The organism is Pseudomonas sp. B6001 (genome assembly GCF_013386015.1).
Lineage (GTDB): Bacteria > Pseudomonadota > Gammaproteobacteria > Pseudomonadales > Pseudomonadaceae > Aquipseudomonas.
On the sequence record NZ_JACAOX010000015.1, the window covers coordinates 1 to 15,206 of the forward strand.

General features: G+C 62.1%; 15 protein-coding genes. 7 read left to right on the forward strand and 8 right to left on the reverse strand.

Features of this window, described 5'->3' with window-relative positions; all coding sequences use genetic code 11:
* Nucleotides 1-140: 140 nt before the first annotated feature.
* Nucleotides 141-950 carry a helix-turn-helix transcriptional regulator gene (locus HX821_RS15955; RefSeq protein ID WP_177036030.1) on the reverse strand — a complete coding sequence of 270 codons (810 nt, stop codon included), beginning with the start codon at nt 948-950 and terminating at the stop codon, nt 141-143.
* 116 nt (nt 951-1,066) lie between these two features.
* Between HX821_RS15955 and HX821_RS15960 the strand changes: the two genes are divergently transcribed.
* Nucleotides 1,067-1,951 carry an EamA family transporter gene (locus HX821_RS15960; protein WP_177036031.1) on the forward strand — a complete coding sequence of 295 codons (885 nt, stop codon included), beginning with the start codon at nt 1,067-1,069 and terminating at the stop codon, nt 1,949-1,951.
* On the opposite strand, the gene HX821_RS15965 is transcribed toward HX821_RS15960, so the two are convergent.
* On the reverse strand, nt 1,929-2,486 hold the full coding sequence (locus HX821_RS15965; protein ID WP_177036032.1) for a GNAT family N-acetyltransferase: 558 nt from the start codon (nt 2,484-2,486) through the stop codon (nt 1,929-1,931). The genes HX821_RS15960 and HX821_RS15965 overlap by 23 nt on opposite strands.
* A 147-nt stretch (nt 2,487-2,633) precedes the next feature.
* Here HX821_RS15965 and HX821_RS15970 point away from each other — a divergent pair, with 147 nt between their 5' ends.
* The 5 genes from HX821_RS15970 to HX821_RS15990 all read left to right on the forward strand — a co-directional run bounded on the left by HX821_RS15970 (nt 2,634) and on the right by HX821_RS15990 (nt 9,378).
* Nucleotides 2,634-3,134 (forward strand): sigma-70 family RNA polymerase sigma factor, encoded by a 501-nt coding sequence (locus HX821_RS15970; protein WP_087693078.1) that lies wholly within the window; start codon nt 2,634-2,636, stop codon nt 3,132-3,134.
* 32 nt (nt 3,135-3,166) lie between these two features.
* Nucleotides 3,167-4,141 (forward strand): FecR family protein, encoded by a 975-nt coding sequence (locus tag HX821_RS15975; protein ID WP_087693093.1) that lies wholly within the window; start codon nt 3,167-3,169, stop codon nt 4,139-4,141.
* A 96-nt stretch (nt 4,142-4,237) separates the two neighbouring features.
* On the forward strand, nt 4,238-6,643 hold the full coding sequence (locus HX821_RS15980) for a TonB-dependent receptor (protein ID WP_177009178.1): 2,406 nt from the start codon (nt 4,238-4,240) through the stop codon (nt 6,641-6,643).
* A gap of 222 nt (nt 6,644-6,865) precedes the next feature.
* Complete coding sequence (locus HX821_RS15985; protein ID WP_177036033.1) at nt 6,866-7,837, forward strand: type III secretion protein; 972 nt, start codon at nt 6,866-6,868, stop codon at nt 7,835-7,837.
* 926 nt (nt 7,838-8,763) lie between these two features.
* Entirely contained in the window at nt 8,764-9,378 is a 615-nt protein-coding gene (locus HX821_RS15990) for a hypothetical protein (protein WP_008432744.1), read from the forward strand.
* A gap of 46 nt (nt 9,379-9,424) precedes the next feature.
* On the opposite strand, the gene HX821_RS15995 is transcribed toward HX821_RS15990, so the two are convergent.
* Together HX821_RS15995 and HX821_RS16000 are read right to left on the reverse strand one after the other, a co-directional pair.
* Nucleotides 9,425-10,576, reverse strand: coding sequence for an MFS transporter (locus tag HX821_RS15995; protein WP_087693074.1), 1,152 nt, complete (start codon nt 10,574-10,576; stop codon nt 9,425-9,427).
* Between the two features lie 278 nt (nt 10,577-10,854).
* Nucleotides 10,855-11,100: a hypothetical protein gene (locus HX821_RS16000; protein WP_008432748.1), complete on the reverse strand. Its 246-nt coding sequence runs from the start codon at nt 11,098-11,100 to the stop codon at nt 10,855-10,857.
* Between the two features lie 92 nt (nt 11,101-11,192).
* Here HX821_RS16000 and HX821_RS16005 point away from each other — a divergent pair, with 92 nt between their 5' ends.
* Entirely contained in the window at nt 11,193-12,014 is an 822-nt protein-coding gene (locus HX821_RS16005) for a helix-turn-helix domain-containing protein (protein ID WP_177023249.1), read from the forward strand.
* Here HX821_RS16005 and HX821_RS16010 read toward each other — a convergent pair.
* The 4 genes from HX821_RS16010 to HX821_RS16025 are packed head-to-tail and all read right to left on the reverse strand — an operon-like array spanning nt 11,956 to nt 15,202.
* Complete coding sequence (locus HX821_RS16010; protein WP_177036034.1) at nt 11,956-13,176, reverse strand: sugar MFS transporter; 1,221 nt, start codon at nt 13,174-13,176, stop codon at nt 11,956-11,958. The genes HX821_RS16005 and HX821_RS16010 overlap by 59 nt on opposite strands.
* A 51-nt stretch (nt 13,177-13,227) precedes the next feature.
* Entirely contained in the window at nt 13,228-13,575 is a 348-nt protein-coding gene (locus tag HX821_RS16015) for an L-rhamnose mutarotase (RefSeq protein ID WP_003219515.1), read from the reverse strand.
* The gene (locus HX821_RS16020; protein ID WP_003219518.1) at nt 13,572-14,345 is read right to left on the reverse strand and encodes an SDR family oxidoreductase; all 774 of its coding nucleotides are present in this window, start codon (nt 14,343-14,345) and stop codon (nt 13,572-13,574) included. The genes HX821_RS16015 and HX821_RS16020 overlap by 4 nt, the downstream gene beginning before the upstream one ends.
* Entirely contained in the window at nt 14,342-15,202 is an 861-nt protein-coding gene (locus tag HX821_RS16025) for an amidohydrolase (protein WP_177029069.1), read from the reverse strand. Before HX821_RS16025 ends, HX821_RS16020 begins: the two co-directional genes overlap by 4 nt.
* Nucleotides 15,203-15,206: the final 4 nt, after the last annotated feature.

Here is a 15,206-nt window from a genome sequence, read left to right on the forward strand (position 1 = left end):
GTCCAAAGCCGGAGTGAGGGCACACCGAGCCTAGGCGAGGTGCCGAGTGGTGGGGCAAGAGCGTTTTGCTTGCTTTTGACTGGGCCGCATTCCGGCTGTTCAAAAGTGACCCGCTGTAAGAGCGGAATCCTAGGTGGTCGTTACCTAAATAACGGATATGTACCGCGACCCACCCCCCGCAACTCCCTGGTGAAATAACGGCTCGGTACCTCACCCAACACACGCTTGAACACCGTGGCAAACGCACTCGGGCTGCTATACCCCAGATCCAGCGCCACCCTGGTCACCGGTTCCCCATTGCCCAGCCGCACGATCGCCGCCAGCAAACAGGCTTGCTGGCGCCATTGCAGGTAACTGATCCCCGTGGCCTGGCGGAACTGGCGGGTAAAAGTCCGGCGGCTCATACCCGTGCAGAGGGCCATGGCATCAATGCCGATTTCCAACGAAGGCCCGGCCAGGAACTCTTCGCAGGCCTTCGCCAATCGAGGCTCGGCCGGCAACGGCGCACACAGCGGCAGCACCGGCATCCGGGCGATCTCGTGCAGCAGCAAGCCCATCAAATAGCTGTCGCGGCCACCCATCGCGTAACGCGCAGGTACCTCGACGGCCTTCTCCAGCAACTGCCCAAGCAGCGGCGACACATCCAGCACCTGGCACTGTTGCGGCAACTCCAGCCGCCGCGCCGCCTGCGGGCGAATGTAGGTGTTGAGCATCGTCACCGGCCCGCGCATCAGCATGGCGTGGGACACATGCGGCGGCACCCAGATCGCGCGGCGGGGCGGCACGACCCAGTTACCGGTAGCGGTGTAGACCGTGATGACGCCCCGGCTGGCATACGCAAACTGCCCGCGTGGGTGCGCGTGGTCGGGGAACAACTGGCCGTCGGCATAGTCGATGGCGGTCACGACCACGTCGCGGGGGGTGTTTTCGTAGGGATGAATATCGGGCATGGCCTGATTCTAGCCTTTGTTGACCCACAATCGCAGGCGGGCCATCGCAGTTTGCGAAAAAATCTGCCGGATGCACGGCCTCTTGTCGTGCCAACCAGCAAATGGACCCCGTCACCATGAAGCACAAACACCTGTTACTGGCCGTCCTGGTGACGGCCGTGTGGGGATTCAACTTCCCCATTACCAAGCTGGGCCTGGCCGAGATCAACCCATTGTTGCTGACGGCCCTGCGTTTCACCCTGGCTGCGTTGCCTTGGGTGTTTCTGGTGAAACGGCCCCAGGTGGCGGTGAAGTGGCTGGCGGCCTACGGCTTGATCTTCGGGGTGGCGATGTGGGCCTTGATCAACCTCGGGATCGCCATGGGCGTGCCGCCCGGCAGCGCGTCATTGCTGATCCAGTTCAGCGCATTTTTCACCCTGGGCTGGGGCGTGCTGCTGTTTCGTGAAAGCCTGTCCCTGCCGCAATTGATCAGCGTGGCGCTGGCGGCCATGGGCTTGGTGGGCATGCTGTTGGGTGTGCAGGGGGCGGCGACGATGCTGGGGTTTGCCCTGGTGCTGTTCAGTGCGCTGGCCTGGAGCATTGGCAATATCATCATCAAGGTCTCCGGGGTGCGGGAGATCTTTGCCTTCGTGGTCTGGGCCAGCCTGTTTGCACCGCTGCCGCTGGTACTGTTGACGTGGCTGCTGGACGGCCCGCAAGCCTTTATCGCCTTGCCTGCTCAGTTGAACCGCGTGGCGTTGTTCTCGCTGGCGTTTCAGGTGTATGGCGCGACGCACTTCTGTTATTGGGGCTGGAACCTGCTGCTGCGCGAGTACCCGGTTTCCCGGGTGGCGCCCCTGTCACTGCTGATCCCGGTGTTTGGCGTCGTCAGCTCAATGCTGATTCTGGGGGAGCGCCCCGGGGTTTCCCAGTGGCAGGCCATGGGCTTGATTCTGTTGGCCTTGATCGTGGCAATGAAGAAGGGACGCCCGTTGTGGGTCAGGCAGGGCGGTCACGCTTGAGCAGGCCATACAGCGCGCTGTCCGAGATCTCATCGCCGACCACCCAGCGTTCGCGCAACAGGCCTTCGCGCACAAAACCCAGGCGCTCGAGCAATCTTGCGGAGCCCAGGTTGCGTGGGTCGATATCGGCTTCAAGGCGGCGCAGCCCGACGGTGTTGAAGCCGTGGTCGATCACGGCACGGGCCGCCTCGCTCATGTAGCCCTTGCCCCAATGCTGGCGGTTCAGGGTAAAGCCGATTTCGGCACGACCGCATTGCTCATCCACATTGAACAGGTCGCAACTGCCGATCACCTCGCCGGTGGTCAGCAACTCCACCATGCACACCAGGTCTTCACCGGCAATCGAGGCTTCCATCAGTTGGCCGAAGCGTTCAACGGCCTGCTCGGCGCGGGTCATGGTGGGAAAGGAAAAGTAGCGCATGGCTTCGGGATCGGACCAGATGGCAAACAGCGCGCGCCAATCATCCTGATGGGGAGGGCGCAGGCCCAGGCGCTCGGTGGTGAGGAGAAAGGGGGCGAAAAAAGGCAGGGTCATAAGGTGCTCGTCCGTGAAAGTCACGGGCGAATGCTGCCGGGATTGGGCGGGATGTACAAGGGTCAAGGAAAGAGGACGACGGGAAGCAATTGCTCCACTTAATAGGAAGCATTACTATTCACACCCCGCCTCCCCAGTGCTTCCTTGATGACTCCTCAGCCGCCCCGCAGAACAGGCTTTTTCGAGCACTACGAAGAGTTGATCGGGACCTGGACGCGCCGCCTGAGAAACCGTCAGCAGGCCGAAGACCTGGCCCACGACACTTTTGTGCGGGTGCTTGAGTCCAACGCCACCAAGGTTGAGCAACCTCGCGCCTATCTGCATCAAACGGCGCGCAATATCGCCGTTGACGCCTATCGCCGCGAGGACCGGCGGGAGGCGATGGCCCTGGAAGCCTTTGATCAGAGTTCGCCCCACAGTGGCGACCCGGAGCATTTCATGCACGCGATCCAGCTGGCGGATTCCATCGAGCGAGCCCTGGCCGAGCTGCCGCTCAATTGCCGCAAGATTTTCATCTGGCAGAAAATCGAGGGCCTGACCCAGCAGGAAATCGCCGAACGCCTGGGCCTGTCTAAAAACATGGTGGAAAAGTATATGATCCGCACCCTGCGGCATCTACGTGACCGCCTGGATGCGATGGCACCATGACCAATGCCCGCTTTGAAACAGGATCTTCCATGATGGATACCCGTGAGTGTGCCTGCGGCAGTGCGACGGCCCGCGACGAGGCGGCGCAATGGTTTGTGCGTGTGCAGGACAGCCCATTGAGCGCAGAAGAACGCGAGCGTTTTGATGCCTGGCGTGCAGAGCATGCCGAGCACCAGTACGAATTTGATGTGCTGCAAGGTTTGTGGAGTGCCACCGACCTGGTGCCCAAGGCGCGCTTGCAGGCGTTGTGCGATGCCCCGCAGCCGCGTGCGAAGCGCCGGCCCGTGCTGCGTTATGCAGTGGCTGCAAGTGTGCTGGCGGTGGCCCTGGGCCTGGGGTTGTTCAGTGGCCTGGATCATCCGGCGACGTATAACGCCGAGTTCCGCACTGCATTAGGGGAGCACCGGCAGGTGGCGTTGCCCGACGGCTCGCTGATGGACTTGAACAGCCGCAGCGTGGTGGCCGTGCACTATGTAAAAGGCCAGCGCGGCATCGAGCTCAAGCAGGGCGAGGCCATGTTCAGCGTCGAGCACGACACCAGCCGGCCCTTCGTGGTGGACGCCGGGGCAGGGCAGGTGACGGTCACCGGTACGCGTTTCGACGTGCGCCGCGATGACGACCAGACCCGCGTGGTGGTCGAGGCCGGTACGGTCAAAGTGCAAGGGCGCTCATCCGATGACATCGTGATGCTCACGGCCGGTCGGGGCACCCATGTGGATACCCGGGGCCAGGTGGCGGCTGCCTACGCCGTCAACCCTGAAGAGCTCACGGCCTGGCGCACCGGCAAACTGGTGTTCAACAACGCCACTCTCGGCGAAGTGGCTCGGGAGGTCTCACGTTACCGCGAGCAACCTTTGCGGGTCAGCGCGCCCGCGGTGAGCAACCTGCGCTTGACCAGCGTGTTCAAATCCACCGACACCGACGCCTTGCTCAAGGCCTTGCCGCACATTCTTCCGGTGGCCTTGCGCACCTTGCCGGACGGTAGCCAGGAAATAATTTCGCGATAGATTCAGGTTTTTTTCGAGTTCTTCGTCTTCTTGTGCAACTGCAACTGGTTTGCATTAACAGCCGCACTCTCTTGCGATCACAGGACTACGTTCGACGTGAAAAAACTCGCCATGAAAAACAATAAATCATCGCGCTGGGCACCCCTCGCCCTGGCGCTGGCCGTCAGCGCCGCACTGCCGGCGGCCTATGCTGACGATGGCATTCATATCCAGGCCCAGTCCCTGGGTTCGGCCTTGAGCCAATTGGGTCAGCAGACGTCGCTGCAAGTGTTCTTCAGCCCCGACATGGTGGCCGGCAAACAAGCCCCGGCCGTCGACGGCAACCTGTCGCCCGAACAAGCGCTGCGCCAGTTGCTGCAGGGCAGCGGCCTGGATTACCAGATCGATGCGGGCTCCGTGACCCTGCGCCCGCTGGGCAAGGGCACCGGCGAAGCCGGTTCGCCGCTGGAGTTGGGTGCCACCGACATCAAGGTGGTCGGCGACTGGCTCGGCGACGCGAATGCCCAAGTGGTGCAGAACCACCCGGGGGCGCGCACCGTGGTGCGCCGTGAAGCCATGGTGGAGCAGGGCGCGATGAACGTCGGTGACGTGCTGCGGCGCATTCCCGGGGTGCAGGTACAGGAGGCCAACGGCACCGGTGGCAGTGATATTTCCCTCAACGTTGGGGTACGCGGCCTGACCTCGCGTCTGTCGCCACGCTCCACGGTATTGATCGACGGCGTACCGGCAGCGTTTGCACCCTACGGCCAGCCGCAGTTGTCGATGGCGCCGATTTCCTCCGGCAACCTCGACAGCATCGACGTGGTGCGTGGCGCAGGCTCCGTACGTTATGGACCACAGAACGTCGGCGGCGTGATCAACTTCGTCACCCGGGCCATCCCGGAAAAATTCTCCGGCGAAGTCGGCACCACCCTGGAAACCGCGGCCCACGGCGGCTGGAAACACATTGAAAACGCCTTCATCGGCGGCACCGCCGACAACGGTATCGGTGCTGCGTTGCTGTATTCCGGGACCAAGGGCGATGGTTACCGCGACCGCAACAACTCCAACGACATCGACGACGTGATCTTCAAGACGCACTGGGCGCCGACCGATCAAGACGATTTCTCGCTGAATTTCCACTACTACGACGCCAGCGCCGACATGCCCGGCGGCCTGACCCAGAAGCAGTACGACGCCAACCCGTATCAATCGGTACGTGACTGGGACAACTTCAATGGCCGGCGCAAGGATATGTCCTTCAAGTACATCCGGCAGATCGACGACCGCACCCAGGCTGAAGTGCTGACCTACTACTCCGACAGTTTCCGCGGCAGCAACATCGCCAACCGCGACCTGAAGACCCTGGGTTCCTACCCGCGCACCTACTACACCTTCGGCATCGAGCCGCGTGTGTCCCATGTATTTGACCTGGGGCCGAGCACCCAGGAAGTCAGCGTCGGTTATCGCTACCTCAAGGAAGGCATGCACGAGCAGGCCACCAGCCTGGCGCTGGTCAACAACGTGCCGACGCCCGTGGGCCAGAGTGACGGCCACGTGTACCAGGACCGTACCGGTGGCACCGAGGCCAACTCGTTCTATATCGACAACAAGATTGATATCGGCAAATGGACCGTCACCCCGGGCATTCGCTTTGAGCAGATCCGCACCGAATGGCACGACCGTCCGGTGGTAGGCCTCAATGGCGCCACGGTTCAGGAGAAGCGCCGCGAGATCCACAACAACGAACCGCTGCCGGCCCTGAGCGTGATGTACCACGTCTCCGATGCCTGGAAGCTGTTTGCCAACTACGAAACCTCCTTCGGCAGCCTGCAATACTTCCAGCTGGGCCAGGGCGGTAACGGCGACCAGACCGCGAACGGCCTGAACCCGGAAAAAGCCAAGACCTACGAAATCGGTACCCGCTACAACGACAGCGTCTGGGGCGGCGAAGTGACGTTGTTCTACATCGACTTCTCGGACGAGTTGCAATACGTCAGCAACGATGTGGGCTGGACCAACCTCGGCGCTACCAAGCACGAGGGCATCGAAGCGTCGGCCCATTACGACCTGTCGAACCTCGACCCGCGCCTGGACGGCCTGACCGCCAACGCCGGCTTCACCTACACCAGGGCCACCTCCGAAGGCGACGTTGCCTTCAAGGGCCGCGACTTGCCGCTGTACTCCCGTGAAGTGGCCACTCTGGGGCTGCGTTACGACATCAACCACTGGACCCACAACCTGGACGTCTATGCCCAGTCCGGCCAGCGTGCGCCGGGCACCGGTACCACCTACATCACCCAGCCGACTGCTGATGGCCAGTACGGGGATATTCCCGGCTACGTCTCGGTCAACGTGCGCAGCGGTTATGACTTCGGTGCGCAACTGTCGAACCTGAAGCTGGGCGTCGGGGTAAAAAACGTGTTCAACCAGGAACACTACACCCGCTCCAGCGACAACAACTCCGGGATCTACCTGGGTGAACCGCGCACGTTCTTCGTGCAGGCCAGCGTGGGCTTCTGATGCGTGCCTGATCCCAGGTATCGACAGTGACGAGGGGGCGCAAGCCCCCTCGCCATAGCCCTTCTTCCTACTCTTTTTCTAACGATTTTCTGCGTCCGCAGGAACTGAATCCGACAGCTCTACCACACAAGGAGGTGCCCACTTTCCATGGGATACCTTGTATCGCCGAGGTGTCTTTGAGCCGGGAGTGAATCGTGTCAATACGCCGAACTGGAGATGCCTATGTCGGTAACCTTATCCAACTCAACTGTTGCCAACCCCTTTGATAACGCCGCGCAGCCGCATACTGATGCCGCCACATCGACGCAGTCACGCTCACGCTCCGGGCAGGGGTCGATCCACATCAGCTTCAACTTGCCACAGAATGGGATCGGCCCGGGATATTCGAATTGGACGACGACGCAGAGCACGATGGATCGCCATGGTGCCGCCAACAACTCATTCCGGGCGTCCTATGCAAACTCGTTCCTGGGCGGGCTGATCGGACAGCTTCAGGACTTTCTGCACAAGCTGTTCAATCCGTTCCGGCCTCACCCCGGTTATGGTCGTCCTGACCCTTCCATTCCACTCAGGCCTCTTCCCGGACACTGCCGTCCGACCCCCTGCAAGCCTGACCCGGGATACGGTCGCCCGGACCCACACTTTTCGAGGCAAACCCCCGATCAACTGGGGAACCTCCTCAAGAACAAATTTGATGCGTTCACGGTGCCGGGCCAGCCCTTCATCACAAAACAAAGCCTGGAGGAGATGGCGGGCAGACGGTTGACCAACGACCAGGACCGTAATGAGAACATTCTGTTGGCCCGGGAACTGCTGCGACGCCCAGACGTAATACAAGCCTTTGACCGAGCCGGCAGGACCGGTGATCTGGATGGTCGAATCTCCCGGCGGGACCTCAACGCCGTGCTCGACTCCGGCAACGCCTTGAAGTACAAGACCGACAAACAGCTCGCCGAACAGATGTTGAAGGACTTCGACGCCCTGAAGGGTATCTGGAGCCGCTCCATCAGTATCAAAGATTTGAAAAAATTGGCCGCATCGTCGTCGAGCGACCCAAAGCAACAGCGGCTCATCGAGTTGGCCAAGGAAGTCACTCAGCGCTCAAGCCTGTTAACGCTGATGGACTCTCTTGACCGGTATGACGGCAAGATCGGCAGAGCCGCCCTGCGCCACCTCTCTCTGAACCTGTTTTAGCTCGATCACGCCGCGACCCTCTCGCGGCGTGATGACCTGCCTTGCTCAATCCGCTGCTTTCAAACTCTCAGCTAGGGCTCAGACATGGCTACACCTTCGTGTGGATCGCAAAATCCTGGCTATCAGCCAGCCTGTCTTGCGCCGACGGGCAGCGATACCCTGCAACCGCCCCCCGTTGCCGCACAGGGCAAACGGTGCGAAGAGGGCGCCGAAGCCCGGCGAGTGAAGAACTTCACCGGGCAGCACACATTCCAGGCGCCAGCGGCTGACGACTTCATCAAAGGCATGTTGCCGCACGCTCAGTTGCCTGCCTCCCACGCGCCTGGGTTACGCCCGTTGCGCGCGGTGATGGGCGCTATGGTCGCAGCGATCAAAGACTTTTGGCAGGAGACAAAACCGACCTCGCCAGGGTCTCGAAAAGCCGACTGATTCTTCGGTTTTTACATGTTGTCATTGGAACGCTGCTCTATCTCGGAACCATTGCCACCGGCACACCACACACCTTTGGCCTGTTTTCACCTGAGCGATACGGCGATTGCCGGGATGATGACCAGGTCAATGTGGAACCGGAAAATGGTGGAGATGAATCATGACAATCAACGGCGGGTCGGTCTGCCAGCACCTCGGTGCTACACCCTGTATTGCCCCGGCACTGGACGGCGGTACACGGGCAATTCACGCCGCTTCAAGTGAACCCGGTGAGGCTGCGCGAAAGCACAGCCATCAATCCGGCGGGGCGCCTGTCCGCTCATCAGGCTATCGGCCTCCTTTGCGGGGGGAGAGTCACTGCAGGAGTCTGCTGCAACACCTGGGGCTTCAGAACGAAGTGGCCAGCCGCCTCCGCGGGCCCAATCCCTACATTCGTTTGCCGGACAGCGATTTGGTGAGCGCGGCGAACGCCCAATTTGCCATGCTGAAAAAACTCCATGAGAACTGACGGACTGAAGCTGTCTTCACTGCAACGAATCGCCAGTAAAAAGCTCGGTGCCAGCCGAGAGGCCGACAGCGCTATCCTGCTTGCCAAGGCGATCATCCAGCGTCCGCGCCTGATCGATGCGATCCTCGACCAGGACGGCTACATCACCCGCGAAAGCCTGGCACAGGCCGAGAACGTCGTGTTCGGCAACAGCGATCCCAGTGCCTTCAGCCCGGACCCTTTCCACACAAAAAACAATGCCGATCTCGTCCGTCTGTTCAAGGAAATGTTCACCGAGTTACGGGACCGGTCGCGGGACCGCATGGGGTTTTTCGAGCAGATCTGCTACGTCAACATCGAGGTGCTGGCGATGATGAGCAAAGACCCGGATGAGCTCGACAGCCATGGCCAAGTTGTACTGGACCCGGCCACGGGGCTACCGAAGAAGAAATACGACGAACAGCAGGTGTATATGGCGAAAAACCTTGTGGACCGGCCGGGCTTGTTGCGGTCGCTGGAAAACACCGCCGACAGCGGTCGGCGAATTTTCGGCAGCCATCACCAGGCGGGCTGGCTCAGCAACAAAACCCTTGATCGCTGGCTGGAACTCCAGAAAGCCAAATGATCCCGGGTTGACGCCTCAATATACGAGGCGTGATGGGGCTGGGTGGTCAGACCCGCAGTATTTTCCCGCTGATCGCCACACCGATCAGCAGTACGGCAATCAGCACAAAGGCAGTGCTCAAGCTGCTGCCATGGGCGATGAAGCCGATCACCGCAGGGCCGGCGAGAATGCCGGTGTAGCCCAGGGTGGTGATGGCGGGCACGGCAATGTGTTCCGGCATGACGGTCTGCTTGCCGACGGCGGTGTACAGCACCGGTACGATGTTCGAACACCCGGCACCGACCAATGCATACCCCAGCAGGGCGGTTTCCCACGCAGGGAATAGCGTCGCCAACAGCATGCCGCCGGCGGCGAGCGCGCCGCCGAATACAATCACCCGGGTTGCGCCCAGGCGGCGAACTATCCTGTCGCCGGTAAGGCGCCCGACGGTCATGGTCAAGGCAAAGGCTGCGTAGCCAAGGCCCGCATAGGCCTCGTCAAGGCCGCGCTCGGCACTCAGGAACACCGCGCTCCAGTCCAGTACGGCGCCTTCGGCAAGAAACACGATGCAGCACAGGCAGCCGATAAACAGCACCACGCCGTGGGGCACGGCAAAGGCCGGCCCGGAGCTTTCACTGCCGTAGGGCAGCAGGTGTGGCCCGGCCTTGAGCAAGGCCACTACGATGACGACGATCACCGCGAGGGTGGCCTGCAACGGCGACCAGCCCAACCCCAGCAGCCCGCTGACACCTGCCGCCCCGACGATCCCGCCCAGGCTGAACAGCCCGTGGAAGCCCGACATCATGGTCTTGCCGCTGGCCCGCTCGACCATCACCGCTTGCAGGTTGACCGTGGAGTCCACCGTGCCCAGGCCGGCACCAAACACAAACAGCGCGGCCATCAGCAAGGGAATCGAGGTGACGGTGGCCAGCATCGGCAGGCCCAGGCAGATCAGGAGGGTGCCGCCGGTGGCCACTCGCCGGATACCGTAGCGCGACGCCAGGGCCCCGGCGACCGGCATCGCGATCATCGAGCCCACCCCCAGGCACAACAGCAAAAGGCCGAGGGTGCCCTCATTGAGTTGGGCGCGGGCCTTGGCATAAGGCACCAGTGGTGCCCAGGCGGCGATGCCGAAGCCGGCGATGAAAAACGCGATGCGGGTCGACATTTGTTCCAGCCGCCCGGGTACCACGGGCGCTGGGGTGCTGATGGCGGTCATGAAAAATCCTTGGTTTTGCGTTCAACGAACGATGTGCAGCGCAACATCCTTGCACATCAGGCCGTATCGAGCGAGCCGGGTTCCCTTGGCATGCCTGAACACAGGGCCAAACATTTTTTCCAGGATCATGGAACGCGACAGGCCTTTCCAACCACTATCAGTTCGTAGGACAAGTAACCACTTGAGGTGCGAGGTGGCCTGGAAGGTGCGTAATCCCCGCGAGAACTGGTGAACCCCGGGCTTCCAGCGACGGATTACCACCTTCCAGGCCGATCCTCTCACTTCAGCAGCCGCGCCAGTTTGCCATCCCGCACCTGCAACACTTCAAACAAGCCCAGGGCCTGCAGGGCGGGGAGGGCTTGCAGGATGTCCTGTTCGGCCAGCAAGCGCTGCTCGTCCGGGGTGGCCGGATCGCACCAGGTTCTGGCGTTGGCGAGGAATGCGCCCACCGTGCCCTTGCGCACGGTCACGCCATTGAATTGGCCTTGGTCGAGATGGTCGGGAAGCACGTCTTCTGCACGCATGGCGGAGCCCTCAATGAATGAATCCGCAGTCTGGGCGTGCGCAAATGGCTACACTGCCTTATCCAGGTCATTCAATACGGTAAAGCTGCCATATGCCGTCAACACTCGTTTCAGCCCAGCTCGCCAATGCGACCGGCGGTCCGTTGCTGGTGGCGACGTTGCGCAGCAGTCCGGTAGCACGCACCACGGCCCTTCATCAGCATGCCCGCGGGCAATTGCTCGGAGCCCAGCGCGGGTTGTTGTCGGTGCAGGCGGCGCACCAGCATTGGGTAGTACCGGCCACCCATGCGGTGTGGATTGCCCCCGATTGTTCCCACGCCTTGCGTTCCCACGGGCCGTTTGATGGCTGGAGTGTGTATGTCGAACCCCAGGCATGTGCAGGGCTGCCCCGACAGACGTGCGTTATCGCCACGTCGGCCTTGTTGCTGGAAGCCGTCAGGCGCGCGGCAACCTGGAGCCAGGCGCTGCTCGAGCCGCCACAGTCACGGATCGCCCAGGTGATCCTTGATGAAATCGCCGGGTTGCCCCAGGAGCCATTCGGCTTGCCGCTGCCCCGGGACCCGCGCCTGTTGCGCATCGCCCAGGCGCTGGCCGACAGTCCCGACGACAACCGCCTGCTGGAACACTGGGCGCAGTGGGCCGGTGTCTCGCCGCGTACCCTGGCCCGGCGGTTTGTTGCCGAGACCGGGTTCACCTTCAGCCAGTGGCGCCAGCGCGCGCGATTGTTGCGCGCCCTGGAGTTGCTGGCGGCGCATGCACCCGTGACCCGGGTTGCGCTGGACCTGGGTTATGAAAACGTCAGTGCCTTTATTGCGATGTTCCGGCGTACGTTCGGGACGACGCCGGGGCGGTACTTCACGGATGGCGCAAGCGACTACGGGCATATACCGCCACAATCACGAAACACCCCATAGGCAACAGGTAAGCCAGCGCCACTGTGCTGTTGTCCGCCACCTTGCCCATCAAGTAGGGCATCAGGGCGCCGCCGACGATCGCCATGATCATGAACGAACTGCCGCGCTTGGTGTGCGGCCCGAGGTTCTTCACGCCCATGGCGAACAGCGTCGGGAACATGATCGACATGAAGAAGAACACTGCGATCAGCGCGATCACTGAGATACCTTCCAGGCCGATCACCACCAGGCCGCACAACGCGATATTGATCAGCGCATAAATCAGCAGCAGCTTCTGCGCGCTGACCCGGCCCATCAGCCAGGTACTGAAGAAGCGCCCGAACATGAAGGCCAGCATTGCGATCGACAGCAGGTAGGCGGCTTGCTGATTGCCCATCTGTGCCCAATGCTCGGTGACGTAGTTGATGAAAAATGCGCCGACTCCGACCTGGGCCGCCACATAGAAAAACTGCGTGATCACCCCACCGACGAACTCCCGGTGCTGCCACAGACCCTTGCCGGCCGTCGGTTGCAGTGCCTGTTCCTGCGCGCGCAAATCCGGCAGCGGCGTGCGGGCGATCAGCAGTGCCACCAGCAGTACCAGAACCGCGATCACTACGTAGGTGGTCTGCAACGAACTCATGTCCGAGGCCGGTGTGCTGCCGGCGCTGAAGAACATCGCGCCGCCAATCAGCGGGCCGAAGAACTGGCCAAGGCCATTGAATGATTGCGCCAGGTTCAACCGCCGCTCGGCGCCCTGAGGTTCGCCCAGCACGGTGGCATAGGGGTTGGCAGCGGTCTCCAGGCAGCCCAGGCCGCAGGCGATGACAAACAGCGCGAACAGGAAAAACGGAAAGCTCGCCGCCGCAGCCGCCGGCATGAACAGCAGCGCGCCCGCCGCATACAGGCACAGGCCCAGCAGGATCCCGGCCTTGTAGCCGTGGCGGTCCATCAACAACCCGGCCGGCAAGGCGATCAGGAAGTACGCGCCGAAGTAGGCGCTTTGCAACAGCCCGGACTGGGCCTTGCTGACGTGCAGGGCTTCCTGGAAGTGCTTGTTCAGTACGTCGAGCAAACCGTAGGACAAGCCCCAGAGGAAAAACAGACTGGTCACCAGCATCAGCGCCCAGCGATAGGTCGGCACGGCACGGGTGCCTGGCAGGTGTGTATCTTTGCTTAACATGACGCTTCTCCTGTTGTTTTTATGGGATCAAGGCGTGCGATGCAGCGGGTATCAGGGTTGGTCGGTGAGGCAGAAAATCTGCTCCAGGGGCTGCCATTTGCCGCCGGGGTCAGTCCACGGCGTGGGGGCCTGGAAGCGCCACATCAGGGTTTCCCAGGCTTGCACGTCGGGGTTGGCGCGTGCAGCGTGGTCCAGCCCTTCGAAGCTGAACCCGGCCGCAGTGTCCATGACCATGAACAGCCGCGTGCCCAGGCGCCAGATCTGCATTTCCAGGATTTGCTGGCTGCGCAGATGCTCTGCCACGGCAGGCCAGATGCGTCGATGCAACTGCTGGTACTCGGCGATCAATGCCGCATCGTCGATCAGGTCCAGGGCCAGGCAGTAACGTTGGCCGCTCATGTCAGCGCCCGGTCGAGGTGGGTGTAGCCTCCATCCACCACCAGCCACTGTCCGGTGGTGTGGGAGGCGCGGGGTGAGAGCAGGAACAGCACGCTGTCGGCAATTTCCTCGGGAGTGGTCATCCGTTTGCCCAAGGGGATTTTTTCGACGATGGCGGCGAGCTTGGCCTCGGGGTTGTCGAAGCCGTCGATCCAGCGTTGATACAGCGGCGTCAGCACCTCGGCGGGCACCACGGCATTGACCCGGATGCCGAACTCCAGCAAGGAGGCGGCCCATTCCCGGGTCAGTGACAGCTGCGCACCTTTTGCGGCGGTATAACCGCTGGTACCGCCCTGGCCGGTGAGGGCCGTCTTGGAGCTGATATTCACGATTGCCCCGCGGCTGGCCTTGAGGGCATCGAGGCACAAGTGGGTCATCAAGTAGTAATGAATCAGGTTCTTTTCCAGGGATTCGACGAACGCTGCACGGCCCGCATCCAGGCCCACGCCGTCGTTGACCCCGGCGTTGTTCACCAGGCCGTCGATGCGTCCGAAACGTCGCAACACTTCGTTGACGGCTGCGCGGCAGGCGTCCTCATCGCGCAACTCGACACGGATGAAGTGGCTTTGACCGTGCTGCTCAAGCTCGGCCGCGAAGGCCGGCGACAACGGTTGATGGCCGAAAATTACCGGGATTGCGCCTTCGGCAATCAATCCCAGGGAAATGGCGGCGCCAATCCCCGAGCCGCCGCCGGTGACGATGATCACGCGGTCCTGCAAATGCAGATTCATGGGAAGTTTCCTTCAAGGTGATAGACCCGCTGGGCCGTGCCGCCCCAGATGGCCTGCTGTTCATCGGGCGACAGTGGGCCGAGGGTTTGTTGCAGCAATTGGCAGGTGCCCTGGTATTCCCCGGCCAGCAGGCACACCGGCCAGTCCGAACCGAACATCAGGCGCTCGGCGCCGAACAATTCCAGCGCCAGTTCGATGTAGGGGCGCAGGGCTCGGGCGTTGCGTTGCTCGGGCCCGGCTTCGGTGAGCAGGCCCGACAGCTTGCAACTGACGTGGGGCAGGGCGGCCAGTGGCGCCAGGTGTTCGGCCCAACCGACGGGGCCGTTGGCGATGTCCGGTTTGCCCAGGTGGTCCAGCACCAGATGATGCCGGTCGTGGCGCTGGCACAGGGCTGTCGCGGCGTCGAGGTCGGCGCAGCGGATCAGCACTTCGTAGACGTAGCCTTGTTGCTGCAGGTGTTGCAGGCCACGGGAGAACTTCGCGTCAGCCATAAAGCTGGCAGGCGTAGGCTCATCCTGAATCTGATGCCGAAAGCCCTTGAGTCCCGGTGCGTCGCGCCACTGTTCCAGGTGCTGTTCCAGGCGTGGGTCGCACAGGTCGACCCAGCCGACGACGCCGAGTATCCATGGGTGCTGCCGCGCCATTTCCAGCAGCGCGTCGGTTTCCTGCTCACCGGCGCGGGCTTGCACGGCAATGCAGCCATCCAGGTCGGCAGCGTCGAGCAACGGCCGCAAGTCCTGTGGGAGAAAGTCCCGCCGCAGGTCAGCCTCAGCCGTACCGATCCACGGATAATCAGCGGCCCGGTAGCGCCAGAAATGCTGGTGCGCATCGAGCCTCAAAGGTGATGGGGACGACATTGTT

Bases quoted from the DNA above. Each gene is read 5' to 3' on its own strand.
- HX821_RS16020 (WP_003219518.1), bottom strand. From the start codon at position 14,345: ATGAATCTGCATTTGCAGGACCGCGTGATCATCGTCACCGGCGGCGGC.
- HX821_RS15975 (WP_087693093.1), top strand. From the start codon at position 3,167: ATGGATACCCGTGAGTGTGCCTGCGGCAGTGCGACGGCCCGCGACGAG.
- HX821_RS15955 (WP_177036030.1), bottom strand. From the start codon at position 950: ATGCCCGATATTCATCCCTACGAAAACACCCCCCGCGACGTGGTCGTG.
- HX821_RS16005 (WP_177023249.1), top strand. From the start codon at position 11,193: ATGCCGTCAACACTCGTTTCAGCCCAGCTCGCCAATGCGACCGGCGGT.
- HX821_RS16010 (WP_177036034.1), bottom strand. From the start codon at position 13,176: ATGTTAAGCAAAGATACACACCTGCCAGGCACCCGTGCCGTGCCGACC.
- HX821_RS15970 (WP_087693078.1), top strand. From the start codon at position 2,634: ATGACTCCTCAGCCGCCCCGCAGAACAGGCTTTTTCGAGCACTACGAA.
- HX821_RS15990 (WP_008432744.1), top strand. From the start codon at position 8,764: ATGAGAACTGACGGACTGAAGCTGTCTTCACTGCAACGAATCGCCAGT.
- HX821_RS16015 (WP_003219515.1), bottom strand. From the start codon at position 13,575: ATGAGCGGCCAACGTTACTGCCTGGCCCTGGACCTGATCGACGATGCG.
- HX821_RS16000 (WP_008432748.1), bottom strand. From the start codon at position 11,100: ATGCGTGCAGAAGACGTGCTTCCCGACCATCTCGACCAAGGCCAATTC.
- HX821_RS15985 (WP_177036033.1), top strand. From the start codon at position 6,866: ATGTCGGTAACCTTATCCAACTCAACTGTTGCCAACCCCTTTGATAAC.
- HX821_RS15960 (WP_177036031.1), top strand. From the start codon at position 1,067: ATGAAGCACAAACACCTGTTACTGGCCGTCCTGGTGACGGCCGTGTGG.
- HX821_RS15965 (WP_177036032.1), bottom strand. From the start codon at position 2,486: ATGACCCTGCCTTTTTTCGCCCCCTTTCTCCTCACCACCGAGCGCCTG.
- HX821_RS16025 (WP_177029069.1), bottom strand. From the start codon at position 15,202: ATGTCGTCCCCATCACCTTTGAGGCTCGATGCGCACCAGCATTTCTGG.
- HX821_RS15995 (WP_087693074.1), bottom strand. From the start codon at position 10,576: ATGACCGCCATCAGCACCCCAGCGCCCGTGGTACCCGGGCGGCTGGAA.